This window comes from Actinoallomurus sp. NBC_01490 (assembly GCF_036227085.1).
GTDB lineage: Bacteria > Actinomycetota > Actinomycetes > Streptosporangiales > Streptosporangiaceae > Actinoallomurus > Actinoallomurus oryzae.
Window position 1 is genome coordinate 11,115,802 of record NZ_CP109433.1, and the last position, 18,064, is coordinate 11,133,865.

The 18,064-nt window shown below is 69.2% G+C and carries 21 protein-coding genes and 2 riboswitches; of the genes, 13 read left to right on the forward strand and 8 right to left on the reverse strand.

Annotation, left to right across the window (positions count from 1 at the left end; translation table 11 throughout):
• Positions 1 to 66: 66 nt before the first annotated feature.
• The 4 genes from OG417_RS51300 to OG417_RS51315 all read left to right on the forward strand — a co-directional run bounded on the left by OG417_RS51300 (position 67) and on the right by OG417_RS51315 (position 2,789).
• The gene (locus OG417_RS51300) at positions 67 to 726 is read left to right on the forward strand and encodes a TetR/AcrR family transcriptional regulator (RefSeq protein WP_329246252.1); all 660 of its coding nucleotides are present in this window, start codon (positions 67 to 69) and stop codon (positions 724 to 726) included.
• Positions 723 to 1,391, forward strand: coding sequence for an ABC transporter ATP-binding protein (locus OG417_RS51305; RefSeq protein WP_329246254.1), 669 nt, complete (start codon positions 723 to 725; stop codon positions 1,389 to 1,391). Before OG417_RS51300 ends, OG417_RS51305 begins: the two co-directional genes overlap by 4 nt.
• Positions 1,378 to 2,181 (forward strand): hypothetical protein, encoded by an 804-nt coding sequence (locus OG417_RS51310; RefSeq protein WP_329246256.1) that lies wholly within the window; start codon positions 1,378 to 1,380, stop codon positions 2,179 to 2,181. The genes OG417_RS51305 and OG417_RS51310 overlap by 14 nt, the downstream gene beginning before the upstream one ends.
• A gap of 197 nt (positions 2,182 to 2,378) precedes the next feature.
• Positions 2,379 to 2,789 (forward strand): four-helix bundle copper-binding protein, encoded by a 411-nt coding sequence (locus OG417_RS51315; protein WP_329246258.1) that lies wholly within the window; start codon positions 2,379 to 2,381, stop codon positions 2,787 to 2,789.
• Positions 2,790 to 2,890: 101 nt separating this feature from the next.
• Here the strand turns inward: OG417_RS51315 and OG417_RS51320 are convergent, their stop codons facing one another.
• The 3 genes from OG417_RS51320 to OG417_RS51330 form a co-directional block, all read right to left on the reverse strand.
• Complete coding sequence (locus OG417_RS51320) at positions 2,891 to 3,352, reverse strand: hypothetical protein (protein WP_329246261.1); 462 nt, start codon at positions 3,350 to 3,352, stop codon at positions 2,891 to 2,893.
• 6 nt (positions 3,353 to 3,358) lie between these two features.
• Positions 3,359 to 4,687: a Na+/H+ antiporter NhaA gene (nhaA, locus tag OG417_RS51325; RefSeq protein WP_329246263.1), complete on the reverse strand. Its 1,329-nt coding sequence runs from the start codon at positions 4,685 to 4,687 to the stop codon at positions 3,359 to 3,361.
• A 131-nt stretch (positions 4,688 to 4,818) separates the two neighbouring features.
• Positions 4,819 to 5,157 carry a hypothetical protein gene (locus tag OG417_RS51330; RefSeq protein ID WP_329246265.1) on the reverse strand — a complete coding sequence of 113 codons (339 nt, stop codon included), beginning with the start codon at positions 5,155 to 5,157 and terminating at the stop codon, positions 4,819 to 4,821.
• Positions 5,158 to 5,329: 172 nt separating this feature from the next.
• Here OG417_RS51330 and OG417_RS54750 point away from each other — a divergent pair, with 172 nt between their 5' ends.
• The 5 genes from OG417_RS54750 (at position 5,330) to OG417_RS51350 (ending at position 9,124) form a co-directional block, all read left to right on the forward strand.
• On the forward strand, positions 5,330 to 5,689 hold the full coding sequence (locus OG417_RS54750; protein WP_442875630.1) for a DUF6153 family protein: 360 nt from the start codon (positions 5,330 to 5,332) through the stop codon (positions 5,687 to 5,689).
• 73 nt (positions 5,690 to 5,762) lie between these two features.
• Positions 5,763 to 6,341 carry a DUF305 domain-containing protein gene (locus OG417_RS51335; protein ID WP_329246267.1) on the forward strand — a complete coding sequence of 193 codons (579 nt, stop codon included), beginning with the start codon at positions 5,763 to 5,765 and terminating at the stop codon, positions 6,339 to 6,341.
• A gap of 170 nt (positions 6,342 to 6,511) precedes the next feature.
• Complete coding sequence (locus OG417_RS51340) at positions 6,512 to 6,898, forward strand: BlaI/MecI/CopY family transcriptional regulator (RefSeq protein WP_329246270.1); 387 nt, start codon at positions 6,512 to 6,514, stop codon at positions 6,896 to 6,898.
• Positions 6,895 to 7,821 carry a M56 family metallopeptidase gene (locus OG417_RS51345; protein ID WP_329246272.1) on the forward strand — a complete coding sequence of 309 codons (927 nt, stop codon included), beginning with the start codon at positions 6,895 to 6,897 and terminating at the stop codon, positions 7,819 to 7,821. The genes OG417_RS51340 and OG417_RS51345 overlap by 4 nt, the downstream gene beginning before the upstream one ends.
• 163 nt (positions 7,822 to 7,984) lie before the next feature.
• Positions 7,985 to 8,123: riboswitch (cyclic di-AMP (ydaO/yuaA leader) on the forward strand.
• 53 nt (positions 8,124 to 8,176) lie between these two features.
• Positions 8,177 to 9,124 (forward strand): C40 family peptidase, encoded by a 948-nt coding sequence (locus OG417_RS51350; protein WP_329246275.1) that lies wholly within the window; start codon positions 8,177 to 8,179, stop codon positions 9,122 to 9,124.
• A 37-nt stretch (positions 9,125 to 9,161) separates the two neighbouring features.
• Here the strand turns inward: OG417_RS51350 and OG417_RS51355 are convergent, their stop codons facing one another.
• The 3 genes from OG417_RS51355 to OG417_RS51365 form a co-directional block, all read right to left on the reverse strand.
• Complete coding sequence (locus tag OG417_RS51355; RefSeq protein ID WP_329246278.1) at positions 9,162 to 10,307, reverse strand: hypothetical protein; 1,146 nt, start codon at positions 10,305 to 10,307, stop codon at positions 9,162 to 9,164.
• Positions 10,308 to 10,314: 7 nt separating this feature from the next.
• Positions 10,315 to 11,295: a CHAP domain-containing protein gene (locus tag OG417_RS51360; RefSeq protein ID WP_329246281.1), complete on the reverse strand. Its 981-nt coding sequence runs from the start codon at positions 11,293 to 11,295 to the stop codon at positions 10,315 to 10,317.
• Positions 11,295 to 11,438: riboswitch (cyclic di-AMP (ydaO/yuaA leader) on the reverse strand. It overlaps the preceding gene by 1 nt.
• Before the next feature lie 212 nt (positions 11,439 to 11,650).
• Entirely contained in the window at positions 11,651 to 12,547 is an 897-nt protein-coding gene (locus tag OG417_RS51365; RefSeq protein ID WP_329246283.1) for a cation diffusion facilitator family transporter, read from the reverse strand.
• Positions 12,548 to 12,646: 99 nt separating this feature from the next.
• Between OG417_RS51365 and OG417_RS51370 the strand changes: the two genes are divergently transcribed.
• Together OG417_RS51370 and OG417_RS51375 are read left to right on the forward strand one after the other, a co-directional pair.
• Positions 12,647 to 13,018: an ArsR/SmtB family transcription factor gene (locus OG417_RS51370; RefSeq protein WP_329246285.1), complete on the forward strand. Its 372-nt coding sequence runs from the start codon at positions 12,647 to 12,649 to the stop codon at positions 13,016 to 13,018.
• Between the two features lie 138 nt (positions 13,019 to 13,156).
• A complete protein-coding gene (locus OG417_RS51375) occupies positions 13,157 to 14,221 on the forward strand; it encodes a glycosyltransferase (RefSeq protein ID WP_329246287.1) in 1,065 nt (354 codons plus the stop codon).
• 213 nt (positions 14,222 to 14,434) lie between these two features.
• Here OG417_RS51375 and OG417_RS51380 read toward each other — a convergent pair whose 3' ends face one another.
• Complete coding sequence (locus OG417_RS51380; RefSeq protein WP_329246290.1) at positions 14,435 to 15,691, reverse strand: hypothetical protein; 1,257 nt, start codon at positions 15,689 to 15,691, stop codon at positions 14,435 to 14,437.
• Positions 15,692 to 15,799: 108 nt separating this feature from the next.
• Positions 15,800 to 16,372: a DivIVA domain-containing protein gene (locus OG417_RS51385; protein WP_329246293.1), complete on the reverse strand. Its 573-nt coding sequence runs from the start codon at positions 16,370 to 16,372 to the stop codon at positions 15,800 to 15,802.
• 292 nt (positions 16,373 to 16,664) lie between these two features.
• On the opposite strand from OG417_RS51385, the gene OG417_RS51390 reads away from it, so the two are divergent.
• Both OG417_RS51390 and OG417_RS51395 read left to right on the forward strand, forming a co-directional pair.
• Positions 16,665 to 17,063 (forward strand): BlaI/MecI/CopY family transcriptional regulator, encoded by a 399-nt coding sequence (locus OG417_RS51390; RefSeq protein WP_329246296.1) that lies wholly within the window; start codon positions 16,665 to 16,667, stop codon positions 17,061 to 17,063.
• Complete coding sequence (locus tag OG417_RS51395) at positions 17,060 to 17,989, forward strand: M56 family metallopeptidase (protein WP_329246299.1); 930 nt, start codon at positions 17,060 to 17,062, stop codon at positions 17,987 to 17,989. Before OG417_RS51390 ends, OG417_RS51395 begins: the two co-directional genes overlap by 4 nt.
• Positions 17,990 to 18,064: the final 75 nt, after the last annotated feature.

The following is an 18,064-nucleotide window of genomic DNA, read 5'->3' on the forward strand; positions in this document are numbered from 1 at the left end:
CGGTCCGCCCGGACGATGGGACCATTGCACTAGACAACGGTTGAACGAGTGTTTAGGTTAATAAACGTGCGTTCAACCTCGAATGATCGGACCACGCGGGCAGTCATCCGTGATGAGGCGTTGCGGCTGTTCGCCGCGCATGGCCCCGATGCGGTGACGGTGCGGCAGATCGCGGCCGCCGCGAGAGTGTCGCCGGGGCTGGTCATCCACCACTTCACCTCAAAAGAGGGACTGCGCGATGCGGTCGATCAACACGTGCTGGCCACGTTCGAGGTGATGCTCGGCGAGATGACCACGGGGGCGGGCCCCGAACTGTTCGACCCGGCCGCCACCGGCTCGCTGACCGAACTGATGGCCACGCATCTGCCGCCCGCATCTCCGATCCCTGACTACCTGCGCCGCCTGCTACTGAGCGACACCGAAGCGAGCCGGGTGCTGTTCCGCCGTTTGTTCGACGTCAGCCAGGCCACACTGGCCGCTCTGGCGCAGGCGGGGCTGGCCTCCCCAGGCCGGGACCCGGCCGTGCGGGCGGCCCTCCTGCTGGCCAACGACCTGGCCGTGCTGCTGTTGCGCGACCGGCTGGCCGATGCGCTCGGTGTCGACCCGCTCTCCCGCGAGGGCATGGCCCGCTGGGCGGGCGAAATGCTCACCATCTACGGCGCCGGCCTGCTCGCGCCGCCCGATTCCGGACAGATCTCGAACGAACACGAAGGGGAACGCCCGTGACCACAGCGTCTCCGCCCGCGTTGAGGGCCCGCGACCTGCACAAGTCCTATGGCAGGCATCAGGTCCTGCGTGGCGCCGATCTGACCGTCGACCCCGGGCAACTCGTCGCGGTCGTCGGCGAGAACGGCGCCGGCAAATCCACCCTGCTCAAAGCCCTCGCCGGAACCCTGGCCACCGACCGTGGTCGGATCGAGGTGTCGGGCACTCTCGGCTACTGCCCCCAGGACCCCGTCGTCAGCGACAACCTCACCGTCGACCAGCACCTGCGCTACTTCGCCGCCGCCCACCACCTGCCCGACCTGCGCCGCGGCAACGAGTTGGTCGATCGGCTCGGCTACGCACAGTATCGCCACCAGGCCGCCGGAGCCCTCTCAGGCGGCACCCGGCAGAAGCTGAACCTCACCCTGGCACTGCTGCACGATCCGGACCTGCTGTTGCTGGACGAGCCCTACCAGGGCTTCGACTGGGACACCTACCTGAGGTTCTGGGACCTCGTCTCTGATCTGCGCGCCCGCGGAAAGGCGATCGTCATCATCACTCACCTGGTCTTCGAACAAGACCGCTTCGACCAGCTCGCCGACCTCACCAGCGGCCGTCTCACTCCTCGCCCGGCCGGCCTCCGGCAGTCCGGCCAGACCACCGAGGACGACCATGTCAGCCATTGAACTCCGGTCAGGCGGCACGCCGGCCGCCTACCGCCCGTTCCCCACCGCGCTCAAGTTCTCGCTACGTAACCAGACCCGGAATCGTCTCGCCGCCATTCTGCTCGTCGCGTTCGTGCCCATCTGGTACCTGCTGATGATCGCCATGGCCGGTCACAAGCCGCTCAGCTTCCGCATGTACGCCACCGGGCGGATGCTGTCGGTCGACGGCGGCCACCTGAGCTTGATCTCCGCAGGTCTCAACGCGCTATCCATGATCGTCGGGTTCGCCGTGTTCGACGCGATCCGTAAGACCCTGAGGTTCGACCGGCGGCTGGTCTTCGCCGGTTACCGCCAGAGCACGCTCATCGCCGCCAAGACCCTCGCGACCGCGACCATCGCGGCGGGCGTCGCCGCGTACGCGGCGCTGGTCATGCTCGTCTTCTGGCGGCCCGGTCCCGCCGGCTGGCTGGCCGTCCTCGGCGGGTACGCCGTCATCGCCCTCACCTACGGAGCCTTCGGCCTGCTGCTCGGTGTCCTGGTCAAAGGCGACCTGGAAGGCTTCTTCCTGATCATCATGGGCGGCCTGTTCGACACCTTCCTGCAGAACCCTCTCGGCAATCCGCTGGCGAACAAGCCGATCCTTGAGTATTTCCCCTCCTTCGGCCCGATGCAGTTCGCGGTCAGCGGCTCCTTCGCCCATACCGCCCTGTGGGGCCATCTCGCTCTCGGCCTCGCCTGGGCCGCGGCCTTCGCCCTCGGCGGCCTGATCATCTTCCGCATCCGAACCCGCAGCCGCACACACCCCCGTTGACCACGGCACGAGAACAACGTTCAACGCGGGCCAGCAGCCGCGAACCAGGTCCGTGACGATCCGGCCGATCGCTGGGCTTCGCCCCTGGTCAAGCTCTGGTGATGGCGAGAGAGTGAAGATGGACAGGGAGGTACGGCCGAGTCGTCCGGCCTGTCCTGGCGGGAGGCCGGACCAGGTCACAGCACTTTGGAGGCGGCATGTTCCCGACACGTGAGCTCATCGACAGCTTGGAGACACACATCCCGCTCGACAGCGAGACTCTCGCCTTCGTGGTGGACGCTCTTTCCGATTGTGAGGAGGCGGTCACCGCCTGCGCGGCCGGCATGCTGGGAGATGACGACATCGACCGGCTACGCCGGTCGATACTGCACGATCTGGACTGCGGCGACGTGGTCGTCGCGACACGTCGCCTGCTCACCCGGGCGACCGCTGACGACTATGGCTTGATCCCCGCTCAGCTCGAGGTGTGCCTGATCGCCTGTGAGCGCAGCAACGAGACGTGCAGCCGTACGGCGGACGTCCACGAGCACTGCCGACTGTGCGCGACCGCGACAGGTCGCGCCGCCGACGCCTGCCGGCGCGCCCTGGACGCCCTTCGCGGCCGATGACCGGTCCATGGCGCTCGGGTCCGTGTCATCAGGGAAAGCGATGACGGCGGTGGTGAGCGTCGCTGCGTGGGGCCGAGTCCGGGGACGCCGGAATTTCGGGGCTATCGGTGCCGACGGCTCCATGGGGGAGCCACCCTCTGCCACTCGAGGTCGACGGCGTCGGGTTGCCTGCGGCAGCTGAGGATGATCATGACCGCGGTGGCGACACAGGCTCCGGCAAGGCCGGTTTGCGTGCCGCGGTGCAGCGGGCTCTTGGGCGGGTCGGCGATCTGGCCGGTCTCGTCGATCCAGATCGGATGGCTCATCCCGACGGTGTGGTCGGGTGGTGCGGGGATCACTCCGGTGCGCCGGGTGCCGTCGGCGGTCCAGTCTCCGATGGCGGGCCGGCCACGTTCGGGTGCGGCGGGTTCGAGGACGGTGGCGGTGACCTTGGACAAACGCGCCGTTTCTGCGCGCGCGGTTCGCAGCAGTGAGAAATGCGTGCTGATGGCGACCAGCGCCCCACAGACCAGGGAGACGACGAGGGCGAGGATCGCTTTGCGCGCCTGCCGGATCGATGCCATCGGTGCTCACCTCATCCTGCGTCTGCGGTGGCGGGGTGTCTCAGCGCCGTCACGCTGGTAGACGTCAGGGACACCAGCGGCGTCCTGGTCCCGGTCCTCCGCCTCCCACAGCCTGCGGTAGATCCCGTTACGGCGCTTGAGCAGCAACGCCGCCATGGCCGCGGCGAGCAGTGAGCCCGTCAGGACGGCGGCTTTGACGTGCTCGGCCTGGCCGGAGTCGGTGAAGGCGAGTTCCCCGATGAGCAGGGCGACGGTGAAGCCGATACCGGCCAGCACCGCCAAGGCGAAGACGTCGCTCCAGGTCAGGTCGGGATTGAGCTTGGCCCTGGTGAAGCGGCACGCCAGCCAGGTTCCGGTGAAGATTCCCACGGTCTTGCCGATGACCAGGCCGAGCACCACGCCGAGTGGTTCCGGACGGGTGAACACCGCGCCCAGCGCCGGCGCCGAGACGCTCACCCCGGCGGCGAACACGGCGAACAGGGGAACGGCGATACCGGCCGAGACCGGCCGCAGAAGATGCTCGGCGCGCTCACCGGGAGATGCGTCCTCACCGACCCGCTGATCGGGCCTGGTGCGCAGGATCAGCCCCATCGCGATTCCGGCGACTGTGGCGTGCACCCCGCCGTTGTAGGTCAGGGCCCAGATGGTCAGCCCGAGTGGTACATACCACCACCAGCCACCGACGCGGTGCCGCTGGAGCAGGAAGAACACGACCAGGCCGGCGGCGGCGCCGGCAAGGGCCGCCGGATTGATGCCGGTGGGGAAGAAGACGGCGATGACCAGGATCGCGCCAAGGTCGTCGACGACCGCGAGAGTAAGCAAGAACGCTCGCATCGCCGAGGGCAGGTGAGCACCCAGAACCGCCAGGACCGCCAGAGCGAAGGCGATGTCGGTGGCCATCGGCACCGCCCAGCCGGCCGTGCTGCCACCGCCGACGGCGGTGATGCTCAGGTAGACGGCGGCGGGAACCACCATGCCGCCCACCGCGGCGACCACGGGCAACGTCGCGACAGCCCGGCTGCGCAACTCCCCCGTCACCAGTTCGCGTTTCAGCTCGATGCCGGCCACCAGGAAGAAGATGGTCAGCAGGCCCTCGGCGGTCCAATGCCGCAGCGACAGATCCAGCCCGATCGCCGGGATGCCGAAGTGGAGGTCGCGGATGCGGGCGTACGAGGCGCCCCATGGAGTGTTCGCCCATATCAACGCCACCGCAGCAGCCATGAGCAGGATCAACCCACCGGCCGTCTCCGTCCGCAACGTCCGGGCCACCACCGCACGTTCCGGCCAGGGCGGCATTCCCAGGAAAGTCCTGCGCTCACGCCGGATAACCCCCATCCGGTGAACCTCCGCGGCATCGACGCACGGGCACACGGCCCCTTCCGATGCCGACCAGGCTTCCCGGCACACCCCACGCCTCACGACGCGCTATTCATCCCCTACCCGCCCAGGACCGGACCTACCGGCACTCACCATGGGCCGACGTTCTGTGTCCTGTCGTCTTCGGCGTGTCTGGAGGTCGGCGCGGCCGTAACGGCCAAAGCTTCTACGACGCTGTAGATCTTGTGCCTTCTCATCCCGAAGACTCCGTGCCGGCGGACACTCGATCGAGCATCGCGGCGACCGTGGGCCGACACCACGTACCGGCCGTTACCCACCACCACATCGGACCGTTCCACGCCGACCAACTCGCCACCGTCGTCGCGATCGGCGCTGTGCTGTTGATCCTCGGTGCCGCCTTCGTCATCAGCTGGCAGGACAGCGACCAAAGGCTCCGGGACATACTCAAGGAACTCGACGAGCACCACGACCCGCCTGCCGAGGCGCTATCGCCTCCATGGCGGGCGTGAGGCGCTGCGTCGCGGCGTCGCTCGGCTCGGCCATCGAGCCGGTGCGGGAGCAGGTGAACCCATGCTCCGGATAATCTCGATCGGTGTGAACGGCCGGCAACTGTCGCAACGTGCCCCAGGAGTGATGGGCATGCTGCTCTTGCTGTTCGTCACCGCCGGCCTGTTGCTCATGCACGGTGTTCAGTCCTCGGCGAGCCCGACCGACATCCGCGGCGTCCCTCTGGTGCCGGCCACGGCGATGCCCATGCCGGCTCAGCATGGCGGACACGCCGTCGGACACTCCTGCGATTGCGACGGTCACCATCATCCGGGCGGGCAGATGTGTCTGGCCCTGCTGGCCCTCGGGTCCCTCGTGCTGTTGAGCGCCCTGCTCGTGCGATCCTCGCTCAGCCAGACGACGAGGCCGGGCCCGGTGACGCCCGGACACGGACGCTCCGGGCGTTCGCCCCCTGCTCCGTCGGTCTTCCAACTTTCCGTGCTTCGACGGTGACAGGCGTCTCGGCTCGTTCGAGTCACGACGCCTCGATCAACACGTCAGAAGACGGAAAGCGATGGAAAACACGTTGAAACGCGCATACTCCCTGCTCGTCGTCCCGGTCGCCGCCCTCACGCTCGCCGCCTGCGGCGGTGGCGGCAAAGAGCCTGGCCATGACATGAGCGGCCACAGCATGGGGCCCGGCTCCGCGACCGTGGCCGGACACAACGCTCAGGACGTGATGTTCGCGCAGATGATGATCCCGCATCATCAGCAAGCGATCACCATGGCCAGGCAGGCCGCCACGAGGGCATCCTCGCCGGAGGTCGAACGGCTCGCCCGCCAGATCGAACAGGCCCAGGGCCCGGAGATCCAGAAGATGACCGGCTGGCTCCGGACCTGGGGCGCGTCGGCATCGCCGGGCGGCGGCATGCACATGGGCGACGGGATGATGTCCGACCAGGACATGAAGAAGCTCGGCACCTTGTCCGGCAAGGCCTTCGACAAGGCGTTCCTGGAAATGATGGTCAAGCATCACCAGGGCGCCATCGCGATGGCCGAGACCGAGCAGGCCCAGGGATCCTTCCCCGACGCGAAGGCCATGGCGAAGAGCATCGTGACCTCGCAGTCCGCCGAGATCACAACGATGCGGAGGCTGCTGGACTGACCCCGGACGGATCGCGCGGGAGATGCGCGCTGAGAAGGGGAGCGCCTTTCCGCCGGGCGACAACCGGCGGTGTGGCACGTATCAGGCGCTCTCCTCCTCGGCGTCCTAGTCTTCGTAGGAAGGAGTGGAGAATGGACCGCGGCGAGGCGAACTGATGGCGGAGGTGGCTGATGCCGATCGCAGGGCCTCTCGAACGCGCGATCATGGAGGCGTTGTGGGACTCGGACCGGCCGCTTCTCATCCGTGAGTTGCTGGTGCCCGTCAACGCGGGCTCGCCGAAGCCGTCGGCTTACACGACGGTGCAGACCGTGGCCGACCGGCTCGTGCAGAAAGGGCTGCTGACGCGCGCGCTGGACCGGAACGCCTGGCGGTACGCGCCGACGCGCAGCCGCGAGGAACATGTCGCGGGCGTGATGGCCGAGGCGCTGGCCGGTGCACCGGACCGCGGGCCGGTCCTGGCGCGGTTCGTGGAGACGATCGACCCTCAGGACGCACACCGGCTCTTGATCGAGTTGGCGCAGCGGTCGGCTCCGTCCGGCGAGGGCCGGCGTTCGTGATCGTGCTCGGAGGGCTCGGCCTGATCGTCCTGGCGCTGGGCATCGGCGCCGGACCGCTGCTGAGTGAAAGCGCCTGGAGCCATCGGCTGCCCAAGGCCGCCGTCTTCGCGTGGGCGGGAGTGCTGGCCGGCGCCATCGCCGCCGCCGTGGGCATGGTCGCGGTCGTCTCGACGGGACACCACGGGCTGGGACATCAAGTCGCGGAGTGGCTGGTGAACTGCTGGCACCACCATGAGGGCAATGGCGCCAGGTGGTACGTGCTCAACGCGTTGCTGCTCGGCGCGACGCTCGCCGCGGTGTACGTGTCGGCGCGCCGCTACCGGCATACGCTCCTGCAGCGGCGGCGGCATCACGAGGCTCTTCAGTTCATCGTCCGCACATCGAGTGAACTGGACGATGTCTGCGTACTCGACCACCCCGTCCCGGTCGCCTACTGCGTCCCCGCGCGGACCCGGCTGATCGTGGTGAGCAGTGGCGCGCTCGACCGGCTGGAAGACGGCGAGCTCCAGGCGGTACTCGCGCACGAACGAGCGCACCTGCGCCACCGTCATCACGTCATCCTCACGGTGGTCGACTCGCTGGCCGCCGCGCTCGCCTGGCTGCCGACTTTCCGCGCCGCGCGCCGTGACCTGCCGCTGCTGCTGGAGATGACCGCGGACGAGATCGCCGCCCGCCGCTGGGGTCGCGCGACGGTGGCGGCGGCCCTACGGAAGCTCGCCATCTCACCGAGCCCGGCCGGAGGTCTGGCCGCCGGCGGTTCTGATCATTCGCAGTTGGACAAGCGGCTCGCCAGACTCGAAACCCCGCCCCCCGCCGACGACGCACAGGTTCGGCGCCTGACGAGGATCACCGCGATGACCTCCATCGCGGTCCCGCTCCTCATCTCCGCCGCCTGGATCTCCGCGACTCCCCTGTTGTGCTGAAGCTCCGCACCCACAAGGCCTCCTACAGTTATTAGGAACCAGCCTGTCCGACCTGCCACTGTCTGCGGTGGATGGCGCCCAAAAACGCGAGACGAGTGGCATGCGACATGACGATCTCCTACACTCCGTCAGAGAGTCGGTTGTCCCTTGCTTCACACGAAGCTCAGCCGACCCGCCGAATCCCCTGCGCGGGGAACCGGGAACCCGAGTTCCTGGGGTGAATCCGCAGCGCGCCGCGCCGCGGTAGGGCGACTCCGGCCCGAACCCGACAGCTAACCCGGTAGGCGTCAAGGAGAGGAGATCCCCCGTGGCGACCTCGTGCTCGCGATATCGGCGATCCGGCCGCATCGCAGGCTTGGCGGCCCTCGCGGTCACCGCCACTCTGCTCGCGCCCGTGCCCAGTGCCGACGCCGCGCCCAAGCCCTCGGTCGCCGCGACGAAGAAGAAGCTGGCGAAGCTCAACAGTCAGGTCGACAAGCTCGTCGACAAGTACAACAAGGCCAAAACCCAGCTCGACGCGGCCAAGAAGGAACTGAAGGCTCTGAACGGCCAGGTCACCGCCGAGGAACGCACGTACAAGAGCATGCACACGCGGGTGGCGCAGATCGCGGCGGCGGCCTACAAGAACGGGACTCTGGACTACACCACGTCCCTGCTGGCCGCGCAGGATCCGAACGCCGCGCTGAGCCAGATGTCGGCGTTCACCCAGCTGTCCAGCAGCCGAAGCCAGGAGCTCAAGGCGTTCGTCAACTCGGCCCAGCGCCTCCGCCGCGAGCAGGCCATGGCGCAGTACGCCCTCCAGGTCGTCAAGAAGCACACCGAGAGCGTGAAGAAGCAGAAGACGACCGTTGAGAAGGCGATCAACCAGCAGAAGGAGCTCCTACGCGAAGCCGGAGTGCTGGGTGGCCCTGGAGGTCCGATCGGCGGAACCTACACCGGTCCCGCCTCGGGCCCGCCGCGTAAGGCCCTCGAATACGCCTATGCCCAGCTCGGCAAGCCCTACATCTACGGCGGCACCGGCCCGAAGGGCTATGACTGCTCCGGCCTGACCATGATGTCCTGGCGCGCCGCCGGCGTCAGCCTCCCCCGCGTCGTCCCCGACCAGTACGCCGCCACCCGCCACGTCGCCAAATCGGACCTGCAGCCCGGCGACCTGGTCTACTTCGACAACCTCGGCCACGAGGGCATGTACGTCGGCGGTGGCAGGTTCATCCACGCCCCCCACACCGGCAGCGTCGTGAAGTTCGACAGCATGTCCAACCCCTGGTACGTCTCGCACTACGTGGGCGCCAGCCGGCCCTGACAGATCTCGCACAGACGGCCCGGCGAGCCGGCTCGTCTCATCCGACCGCAGCGACGGCGGGTACGAACACCGACACGACGATCCGGCCGCCTCGGCCATGCCCCTCGCCGAGCGCGTCGAAGGTGAAGTGCTCCATCGGCAGCAGGTGAGTGCCGCCGATCGTGACGGGCCTGCGCACCTCGTACACCGCCGGCCAGGGACACCGGTAGAAGCATCCGAGCCGCTCGCCGGCCCGGTCGGTGGCGAAGACGATCGCGCCCGTCCGGAGCGCCGCGTCGATCTGCGCCTGGACCCGGACGGTCGCCCCCGGCCACGGGTCCGCGGCCCACATCTTCTCGACCGCCGCGCGCGCCGATGGACGTGAGCGCCACAGTGTGCGCCGACCCGGATCGGTGAGAGACCAGATGTCGATCCTCGACGGGCCGCGGGCGACGAGCGAGACCACGGTGGTGGGGTCTCGGGCGTCGAGCAGGGCGGGCATCGCGGCGACCTGGCCGAAGAGGAACAGCATCCGGAGCGCGTACCGCAGATAGGCGGCGGTCATCGCCGACCATGACGGTTCATCGAGGTCCGGCTGCTCCGTGTACTCGATCGCCGCGGCGGCGTTGTCGAGTAGCCAGTGAAGCCAGAACAGATCCTCCTCATCCCTGACCGGCGCCCGGACATGGTCCGCCAGGGTGGAGCCGCCCCGTGCGTGAACCGCCCGGAGGGCCGCCGCCATCGCGGTCGACAGTGGATAAGGACCGTACGTCCGGTTCGGCCACCCCGGTGGCTCGGCCGGAAGGTGCACCTGCTCCTCGATCCGGTACGAGGCGTCGGCCGCGGCGGGGCCGGCCTGAGACATCCAGCGGCTCGCCGGACCCAGGAACGCCAGTATCCGAGCCGACGCCTCGGGGCGTACGGCGCCGAGAGTGCGAACCCGCACCGCATCGAGCAAGTGCTCCCCGACCATCTGCAGGACGTAGGCGTTCCAGACCGCCAGCAGCCGCCCCGCGAAGTCAGGCGGGAACCGACGCGGTGCCGTACGCCCACGGAGAAGTTCACGGCGCAGGCGCTCCGCGTCATCCAGCTCCCGGCGGACGAGCCGCCCCGCGGACCGGTACTCCTCGAAGGTCCGCAGGGGCAACCCGCCCTCCAGGGGCCGGACCGCGCGGATCGGCGCGGCGGACGGTTTCCTGCCCACCCGGCTCCTACATACCGGCCATCGCGGACGCGCGCTCCGACGGGCGAGCGCTCGCCATCACCGAGTGCATCGAGTCCCAGAACGCCAGTTCCTCATCCTCCTCCAGGGCGGAGATCCTCCCCCAGAACTCGCGATCTTCCGCTTGGGCCGCCGCCTCGGCCGTGAAGGCCGGCATCACCGCCGTACCGACGTCGGCCTCGTCGAGGTGCGCCGGAGTCATCTCGGCGGGGAGCTCCACCGGCCTGCGGTGGTGCTTCCCGCGCTTGCGGAGCTGAACGCCGGACGCGGGGACCGGCACCTTCACCCTGGACCTGGCGATCGCCAGCGTGGCCGTGCCGAACACCACGACGGCCAGCAGCCCGGTCAGCATCCCGCTCTGGTCGACCAACGGCTGCTCCGGCGCCGCGTGAGAAGTCTGCGCCACCTGCTGCTGCGCCCCGACGTCCCCGACGATCTCCCGCGGCGACAGCGCCGGTGCCGAGTGCTTCGGCTGGTACTTCTGCTCCGTCCCCGGTACGGGCTTGCCCTTCACCTTGACCTTGGCGGGATAGCCGAAGCCGACGACCTGGCTGACATCGCGATCGGCGCGTCCGAGCTTGTTGTTGTGGTTCGCCTCGATGGTGGTGAGCTTATCGCCGTGGACCTTCTCCACGATCCCGACGTGTTCGATGTCGCCGATGCTCTTGCCGCCCGAGAAGGAGAAGAACACGATGGCGCCCGGCTCGGGGTTGTGGCCCCACGCGTGGTGCTTCTGGAACCAGCTCGCGTGATCAGGCGTGGAGGCGAACTCCCCCGTCCAGTCCTCGACGCCCGCCTTGTCGGCGGCCCAGGCGAGGAACATGTCACACCACGGTGCGGTGTCGTAGCCGCCGCCGTGGGCGACGTGCTCGCCGTACCAGTTCCCGTACTTGGTGTAGCCGCTGCTCTTTTCGCTGTAACCGAGTTCGGTCCTGGCGATGTGCAGCAGCTTCTGGCCTACCGGATCCATATCTCTCCCTAACCCGCCGACCGGGTTAGCTGACGGGTTCGGGCCAGGAGAAGCCCTACCGCACACGGCGGATTCACCCCAAAGACATGGGTCCCCGGCTCCAACGACGCTGGCGGCGCCACCGGATTAGGCGTCCGGGCCCCGCCTTCGGATGAAGACATGACACAGCCCGGCTACGACGCAACGTAGTAGAGACCGTAATCAAACACAACATCAGCCCCAAATGCGACATTCGCTAACTCCCAGCACGGAACACTCATCTGGCCCGGATCCTGTACGCGGTGGGGCAAAGGAACAGGCGGTGTGCGAGGTGACACCACAGCTGCTCCTACGGAGATTAGGAGATCGCGGCGGGTCAGGCCGTCTCGGCCGTGGAATGAGCGTGGGCGTGCACCAGGCCCGCCGCCGGAACCGCGGCCCGTACGCTCTCCTCGACGGAGGCGTTGATCCGATCCGCGTCGGCGAGGTTGAGACCGTCGCCGAGACCGGTTTCGACCTCGAGCGCCAGCGTGCGGCCCATCCAGCGTCCGCGGACCTCGGCCGACCGCACTCCGGGCACCCGCGCGGCCGCGGCCTTGGCGGCGTCAAGGTCATCGGGGTCGACGCCGTCCATCAGGCGGTGGACCATCTCTCGGGTGACCTCCACGCCGACATGGCAGATGAACAATGTGACGGCGAAGCCGGCGATCGGGTCGCCCCACCGGTATCCGGCGATGACGAGCGCCAGCCCGATCAGCGCTCCGACGGAGGAGATGGCGTCCAGCCACGAGTGCTTGGCGTCGGCGATCAACGTCGCGGACCGGATACGCCGCCCGACCTTCAGCTTGTAGCGGGCCACCAGCTGGTTGCCAACAATGCCGACGGCCGCACCGGCCATGCCGACGGCCGGATGACTCGTGGGCGCCGCGTCGAGCAGCTTCCGCACGCTCTCGTACCCGGCGAACAGCGCACTGAGCCAGATCACCAGCGCCACACCCAGCCCGGACAGGTCCTCGGCACGCTCATACCCGTACGGATAGCGGGCGGTCGGGGGCCGACGTGAGATCCAGAACCCGGCGAACACCACCGCCGAGGTGGACACATCGGACAGGTTGTGCAGCGCGTCACCGAGCAGGGCGACCGATCCGGTCACCATGGCCAGGGCCAGTTCCACCACCGCGGTGATCGCGAGCCCGGCCGCCGACACCGCCATGGCGCGGTTGGCCGCACGCCGGTCGGCGGCGTCGTCTCGTACGGTCTCCAGCATGCTCATGACAGGGCGGCTCCCCCGGGGTCTCTCCGACGTGCCCGGCCATTATAGGAGAATATGTGAATACCTGTTCACCTGTTGACACGCGGTAGCATCGCCGTCATGGGACACGGCGTGGACGGGCGAACGACCCCCGCCGCCCAGATCGACCTTCAAACCGCCAAGACGGTCGCCGAGACGATGCAGGCCCTCGCCACACCGAGCCGGCTGCTCATCATGGCCCGGCTCCGCCAAGGGCCCTGCCCGGTCGGCGAACTCGCCGACGCGGTCGGCATGGAACGCTCTGCGGTCTCACACCAGCTCCGCCACCTGCGCCACCTCGGCCTCGTCACCGGCGACCGGCAAGGGCGCAGCATCGTCTACCGCCTCTACGACGACCACGTCGCCGCCCTGCTCGACGAGGCCGTCTACCACATCGAACACCGCCGACTCGGCGCGACCGACCAGCCCCCGGCGGCGAACCTGACCGGGTGACCACCACCCGCGACCGCTCCTGCGAGCGCAGCTCCGACGGGGCCGGCCCGCTGCGGCGGGCGACCCGGCGATGTCGGGCAACTCGACCATGGCCCTCCCGTTGACTTGAACTAAGCTTCAAGTGCCAGCCTTGCCGTCATGACAGATGTACTGCTCGTAGCACGCGACGGCGGCGGCACCGCGTCGGCCGAGATCCGGGTGGCGCGACGCCTGGTCGCGCACGGCCACCGGGTGCGGGTCGCGGGGTCGCCGACCATCGCTCACCTGGCATCCGGACTGGACTTCCATCCCATCGAGGACACTGAACCGACACCGCTCGCCGAGCACCTGAGCGACCGGCTCGACGGTGCCGACATCGTGGTGGCGGACTGTATGTTGCACGGCGCGCTGATCGCCGCCACCGTCGGCGGCGTACCGTCCGCCGCGCTGATGCCGACCGTCTACCTGGCCGACCGGCGGGTCGGCTCCACGATGGCCGCGCAGCCGAAGTGGGGACGGGTCCGGACCGCGATCAACGACGCCCGTCGTGGTTTCGGCCTCCCCGAGGTCGCCTCGGTCACCGACCAGATCCTGGCCGCCGACCGGGTCCTCGTGCTCACCAGCCGGGCTTTCGAACTGCCGGACGTACGGCCGCCGGCCCACGTCACCTACGTCGGCCCGCAACTCGACGACACCCCGCCCGGCGACTGGCGGCCACAGTGGACGGACAGACCGCTGGTGCTCGTGAGTTTGAGCACCAGCGACCAGGGCCAGGCCGAGCTGCTGCACCGGCTGCTGGCCGCGCTCGGGCAACTGCCGGTACGCGCACTGGTCACCGTCGGCCCGGCGGTCGATCCCGCCCGCTTCGACCCGCCGGACAACAGCACCGTGGAACGCTTCGTGCCGCACTCGGCCGTCCTGCCGCACGCCGCACTGGTGGTCACCCACGCCGGCCACGGCACGGTCATGGCAGCGCTGCGGGCCGGGGTGCCGCTGGTGTGCGTGCCGATGGGACGCGACCAACACGACGTCGCCGCGCGGGTCCGCCACCACGGCGTGGGCGTCAGCGTCACCGCCGACGCCGACGTGCCCGCGCTGACCGGCACCATCCAGCAGGTCCTGGCCGATCCGGGCTACACCAAGGCCGCTCAGCGCATGGCCACCGCGATCACCGCTGAAGACCCCGACCGGGTCGTTGATTCGATCGTCGCAGCGGCCGGCTAGAACCGGCTGGTTCGGTCCGGGGGACATGAAGTCGACCGGACACGTTGTCGACGGTGGGGAGACGCAGGAAGGACCGGGCGCGCGGCGTCGCCGGAGCGTCGAAAAAGGCGTATGGCGTCTGTTCCTCAAGGATGTAACCGGCGTCCATGAAGATCACCCGGTGGGCGACCTCGCGGGCGAAGCCGTCTCTCGTGGCCGGCCCGGCCTCTTCGGTCAGCCGGCCGGGTTCTCGGGTTCCCCGCCGGAGGAAAACTGCGGTTCGCTCTCCTCCGTGTCACCGGAAGCGGTCCCGCCGCCTTCGGGATCCGGCGTATCGGCGGCCCGTTCGAACTGGCCGGGCGCCGCGTCGTCGAAGCCGGCCGGCCCCGGTCCTTGGATCGCGTGGCCGGGGGCACGGTGATCCGCCGGCCCGTACGCCGAAGTCAGGCCGCTCCGGAGCGGGGGCGCGGGCGCCCGTTCTCCGTGCGGTGTCGCCGGTGTGCGGCCCGCCGGCTCCGCCGGGTACCAGATCTGCCCCGGTACTCGCGATCGCGGCCGGTCCGTCGGTCGGCCTCGCCGAGGCGCGCCACGCGGCCGCGTCCGCGGAACGCTCCGCGCCGGTGACGGAGCGAGGCGTACCGGCTGGGTTCGTGTCCGCGCCGGGCCTGCGTTCTCACTCGTGTGGGCGACCACGATGAGCGCGCCGACCGTGACCGCGCCGAGTCCGGCGATGGTCACCTGTCGTCTTGAGAGGCGTCCGCCGGCCTGCTTGCTCGCGGCGAGTTTCAGGCCCACGACCGCCGTGCGTGTCAGTACCCCCGAGATCATGCTGAGCAGGATCGGCACGACCTTGCCGGGAATGGGATGGATGGTCGCCGCGAGCACCCCGACGGCGGGCGCGGCGCAGGCCACCACGAGCCAAGGAGCGAGACGTTGCTTGGCCATATCCAGCAGCGCCGCGAGCGCCAGGCCTTCGCTCGCCGAGTGCACCATGAGTGCGACGACGACCACGACCGACGCGGTGAGCGCCAAGGTCGCGCCCTCGATCGCCCGGTGCGTCGTCAGCGCCGCCGCCGTGCCCATCCCGCTGAACAAGGCCGTGTCGACCGCCTGTTTGAGGCGGCGGTGGCGACCCGGTGCGTGCCGGCCCGCCGTCTTGTCCGAGTCCGCCTCGCAGCCGCAGCCCTTGCGGGTGAAGTAGGTGATCACGAGGAAGCCGACCGCGGCGGCGATGGCGATCGCCCACCACGGCACGCCGGTCTCCGACGCCTCCCGCCAGGCGTCCGGCAACAGGTCGGTCATCGCGATGACCAGCATCGTCGCGGACGCGATCGCCAGCCAGACGACCACCCGCGCCGAGTTGCGCCGGGCCAGCCACGCCCCCGCGAGGCTGGAGACCGACACCAGGCCGACCGCGATCCAGGCCCCGTAGCCGGGGCTCCGGCCGCGCTCGATGACGTTGATCGCCTCGATCCCCTGCGCTAGATACACCGGTGACACCTCCTCCTGAAGCCGGCCGCCGGGGGGATCGGGCACGGCGAGACGTACGGACGGCGGGACTTCGTCGTCCGATGAGACGGATCTGCTCAGGGCGGCCCGTTAACGGACGTCGCCACTCGGACGCGTATCCGGTGCCGGGCCTGTCGGCGGACCGAGGTCGGCGGCGTGGGCCGTTCTCTTCTCGAGCTCGGTCAGCAGAGCGCGTAGCCGGTGGATCTGGTCCTGCAGTCCTTCTCGGATGCGGCCGCCGTAGGTGAGGGCTTCGCGCCGGGTCGCCTCGGCACGGTCGCGAGCGTCGGCGATGATGTCGCCGGCCTGCTCCTTGGCCATCGCGACCGCGCGGTCGGCGGCCTCCTGGGCCAAGGCGATGATCTGCGGGGCACTGCCATCCGCCGGCGAGCGCGCCGGGCGCCGCTTGAGCTCCGTGTTCTCCCGAAGGATCAGCTCCAAGGTGGCCTCGACCTGGTCGAGGAAACCGTCCACCTGAGCCATGTCGTAGCCCTCACGGACTCGTACGGTGGCGAAGACCTTATTGCGCACGTCGGCGGGGGTGAGCAGCCGGCCGTCGGTGGGCAGGTGCAGAACCGGCGCCGTCTCGGCGTGTGGATGGGGATGATCGTGTTCATGGGATCCGCGCCCGTCGTGGGCGTGCCCCGCGTGTTGCTCGGGCATGTCTGTCTCACCGGACCTTCGAGATGCGTTGGCATGGTGGCTGGTCCGTCTCCGAAGGCATGGTCGGCCCGTTACCGTCGGCTGAACCTTTGTTTGCACACGGAGAGTTGCCCTCCTACTTCGTGTAGTAACCATGACCGAGCGGATACCTCTCTCGGAGCAGACAGTGAGCGGGATGTCACCCGGGTCGGCCGACCCTGAGGTCCTAAAATCCGTAGGAGAAGCAGCGGGCGGATATCGGTGTCGTCGGTGCCAGTGGAGACGAGCCGTACGACCGGAACGGGGGTTGCCGATGGCGATCGCGGGTCCCTTGGAACGCGTGATCATGGAAGCCCTGTGGGACGCCGACGAACCCCTGCTCCTACGCGCGGTGATGGAGCGCGTCAACGCCGGCGCGGTCAAGCCCTCGGCGTACACGACCGTGCAGACCGTCGCCGACCGGCTGGTCCAGAAGGGGTTCCTCGTCCGGACCCCGGACCGCAACGCCTTTCGCTACGCACCGACTCGCAGCCGCGAGGAGCACGTCGCCGAGATCATGGTCGAGGCGCTGGCCGGAGTGAGTGATCGAGGACCGGCCCTCGCCCGCTTCGCCCAGACGATCGACCCTCAGGACGCCCACCGGCTGCTGCTCGAACTCGCACAGCGCTCGCGACCGCTGCGTTCGTCCTCGGCCGGGGACCGCGAACGATGATCTCAATCGCCGCGCTGGCGACGCTCAGCATCCTGCTCGGAGGCGCGGCCGGCCCCGTGCTGGCTCGCAGCCGCTGGCCGCTCCGGCTGCCGGGCGTGGCGATGGCGGCATGGCTCGGGACGCTGGCGGCGACGCTCGCCGCGCTGGCCGGTCTGGTGGCCATGGCGCTGTTCGACAAGCCCGGCTTGGGCCATCACGTGATCGAGTGGCTGCTGAGCTATCTCAAGCATCACAAATCTCCCAGCAGCGACACCACGTACCTGATGAGCGTGCTTCCTCTCGCAGCGGCGACCATCCTCGCCGCGATCGCGACGAGACGCTATCGCCGTACCGTCACCCTGCGTCGGCACCACCGCGAGGCACTCGACTTCGTGACCCAGCCGTCGCACGATTTCCCGGACGTCCGCCTCATCGACCACCCGGTGCCCGTCGTGTACTGCCTGCCCGAGCACGAACGGCAGATCGTCTTGAGCAGCGGCGCGCTCCACCGTCTCGACGCCATCGAACTGCGTGCCGCCCTCAGCCACGAACGCGCCCATCTCGGCAGGCGCCATCACCTGATCCTGACTCTCGTCGACGCCGCGGGCACGGCGCTCGCCTGGCTGCCCAGCTTCCGGGCGGCCCGCGACCACCTGCCTCCGCTGGCCGAGATGGCCGCCGACGACGAGGCGGCCCGAAACAGCGGTCCGGACGTCGTCGCCGCGGCCCTGCGGAAACTCGCCATATCGCCGTGCCCGACCGGCGGACTCGCCGCCGGTCCGGCCGATCGGTCCGTGCTCACGCAGCGTCTGGCCCGCCTCGAAGGCGGAACGACACCGCATGGAACATACGTCCACCTGCTGAGCCGGACGGCGATCGCGCTCTCGGTCGCCATCCCGGTGGTGGTCTGTGCCGCCTGGGCCGACGCGATTCCGCTTTTCTGCTGAACGAGGCCGCCACACTCCTAGACCTTGTAGGAGATCAGTGGCCGCTGACCCCGAACAAGCCCCTACCGCGGAGAC

Bases quoted from the DNA above. Each gene is read 5' to 3' on its own strand.
- OG417_RS54750 (WP_442875630.1), top strand. From the start codon at position 5,330: ATGCTGCTCTTGCTGTTCGTCACCGCCGGCCTGTTGCTCATGCACGGT.
- OG417_RS51375 (WP_329246287.1), top strand. From the start codon at position 13,157: ATGACAGATGTACTGCTCGTAGCACGCGACGGCGGCGGCACCGCGTCG.
- OG417_RS51310 (WP_329246256.1), top strand. From the start codon at position 1,378: ATGTCAGCCATTGAACTCCGGTCAGGCGGCACGCCGGCCGCCTACCGC.
- OG417_RS51315 (WP_329246258.1), top strand. From the start codon at position 2,379: ATGTTCCCGACACGTGAGCTCATCGACAGCTTGGAGACACACATCCCG.
- OG417_RS51395 (WP_329246299.1), top strand. From the start codon at position 17,060: ATGATCTCAATCGCCGCGCTGGCGACGCTCAGCATCCTGCTCGGAGGC.
- OG417_RS51365 (WP_329246283.1), bottom strand. From the start codon at position 12,547: ATGAGCATGCTGGAGACCGTACGAGACGACGCCGCCGACCGGCGTGCG.
- OG417_RS51370 (WP_329246285.1), top strand. From the start codon at position 12,647: ATGGGACACGGCGTGGACGGGCGAACGACCCCCGCCGCCCAGATCGAC.
- OG417_RS51360 (WP_329246281.1), bottom strand. From the start codon at position 11,295: ATGGATCCGGTAGGCCAGAAGCTGCTGCACATCGCCAGGACCGAACTC.
- OG417_RS51320 (WP_329246261.1), bottom strand. From the start codon at position 3,352: ATGGCATCGATCCGGCAGGCGCGCAAAGCGATCCTCGCCCTCGTCGTC.
- OG417_RS51385 (WP_329246293.1), bottom strand. From the start codon at position 16,372: ATGCCCGAGCAACACGCGGGGCACGCCCACGACGGGCGCGGATCCCAT.
- OG417_RS51340 (WP_329246270.1), top strand. From the start codon at position 6,512: ATGCCGATCGCAGGGCCTCTCGAACGCGCGATCATGGAGGCGTTGTGG.
- OG417_RS51390 (WP_329246296.1), top strand. From the start codon at position 16,665: ATGGCGATCGCGGGTCCCTTGGAACGCGTGATCATGGAAGCCCTGTGG.
- nhaA (WP_329246263.1), bottom strand. From the start codon at position 4,687: ATGGGGGTTATCCGGCGTGAGCGCAGGACTTTCCTGGGAATGCCGCCC.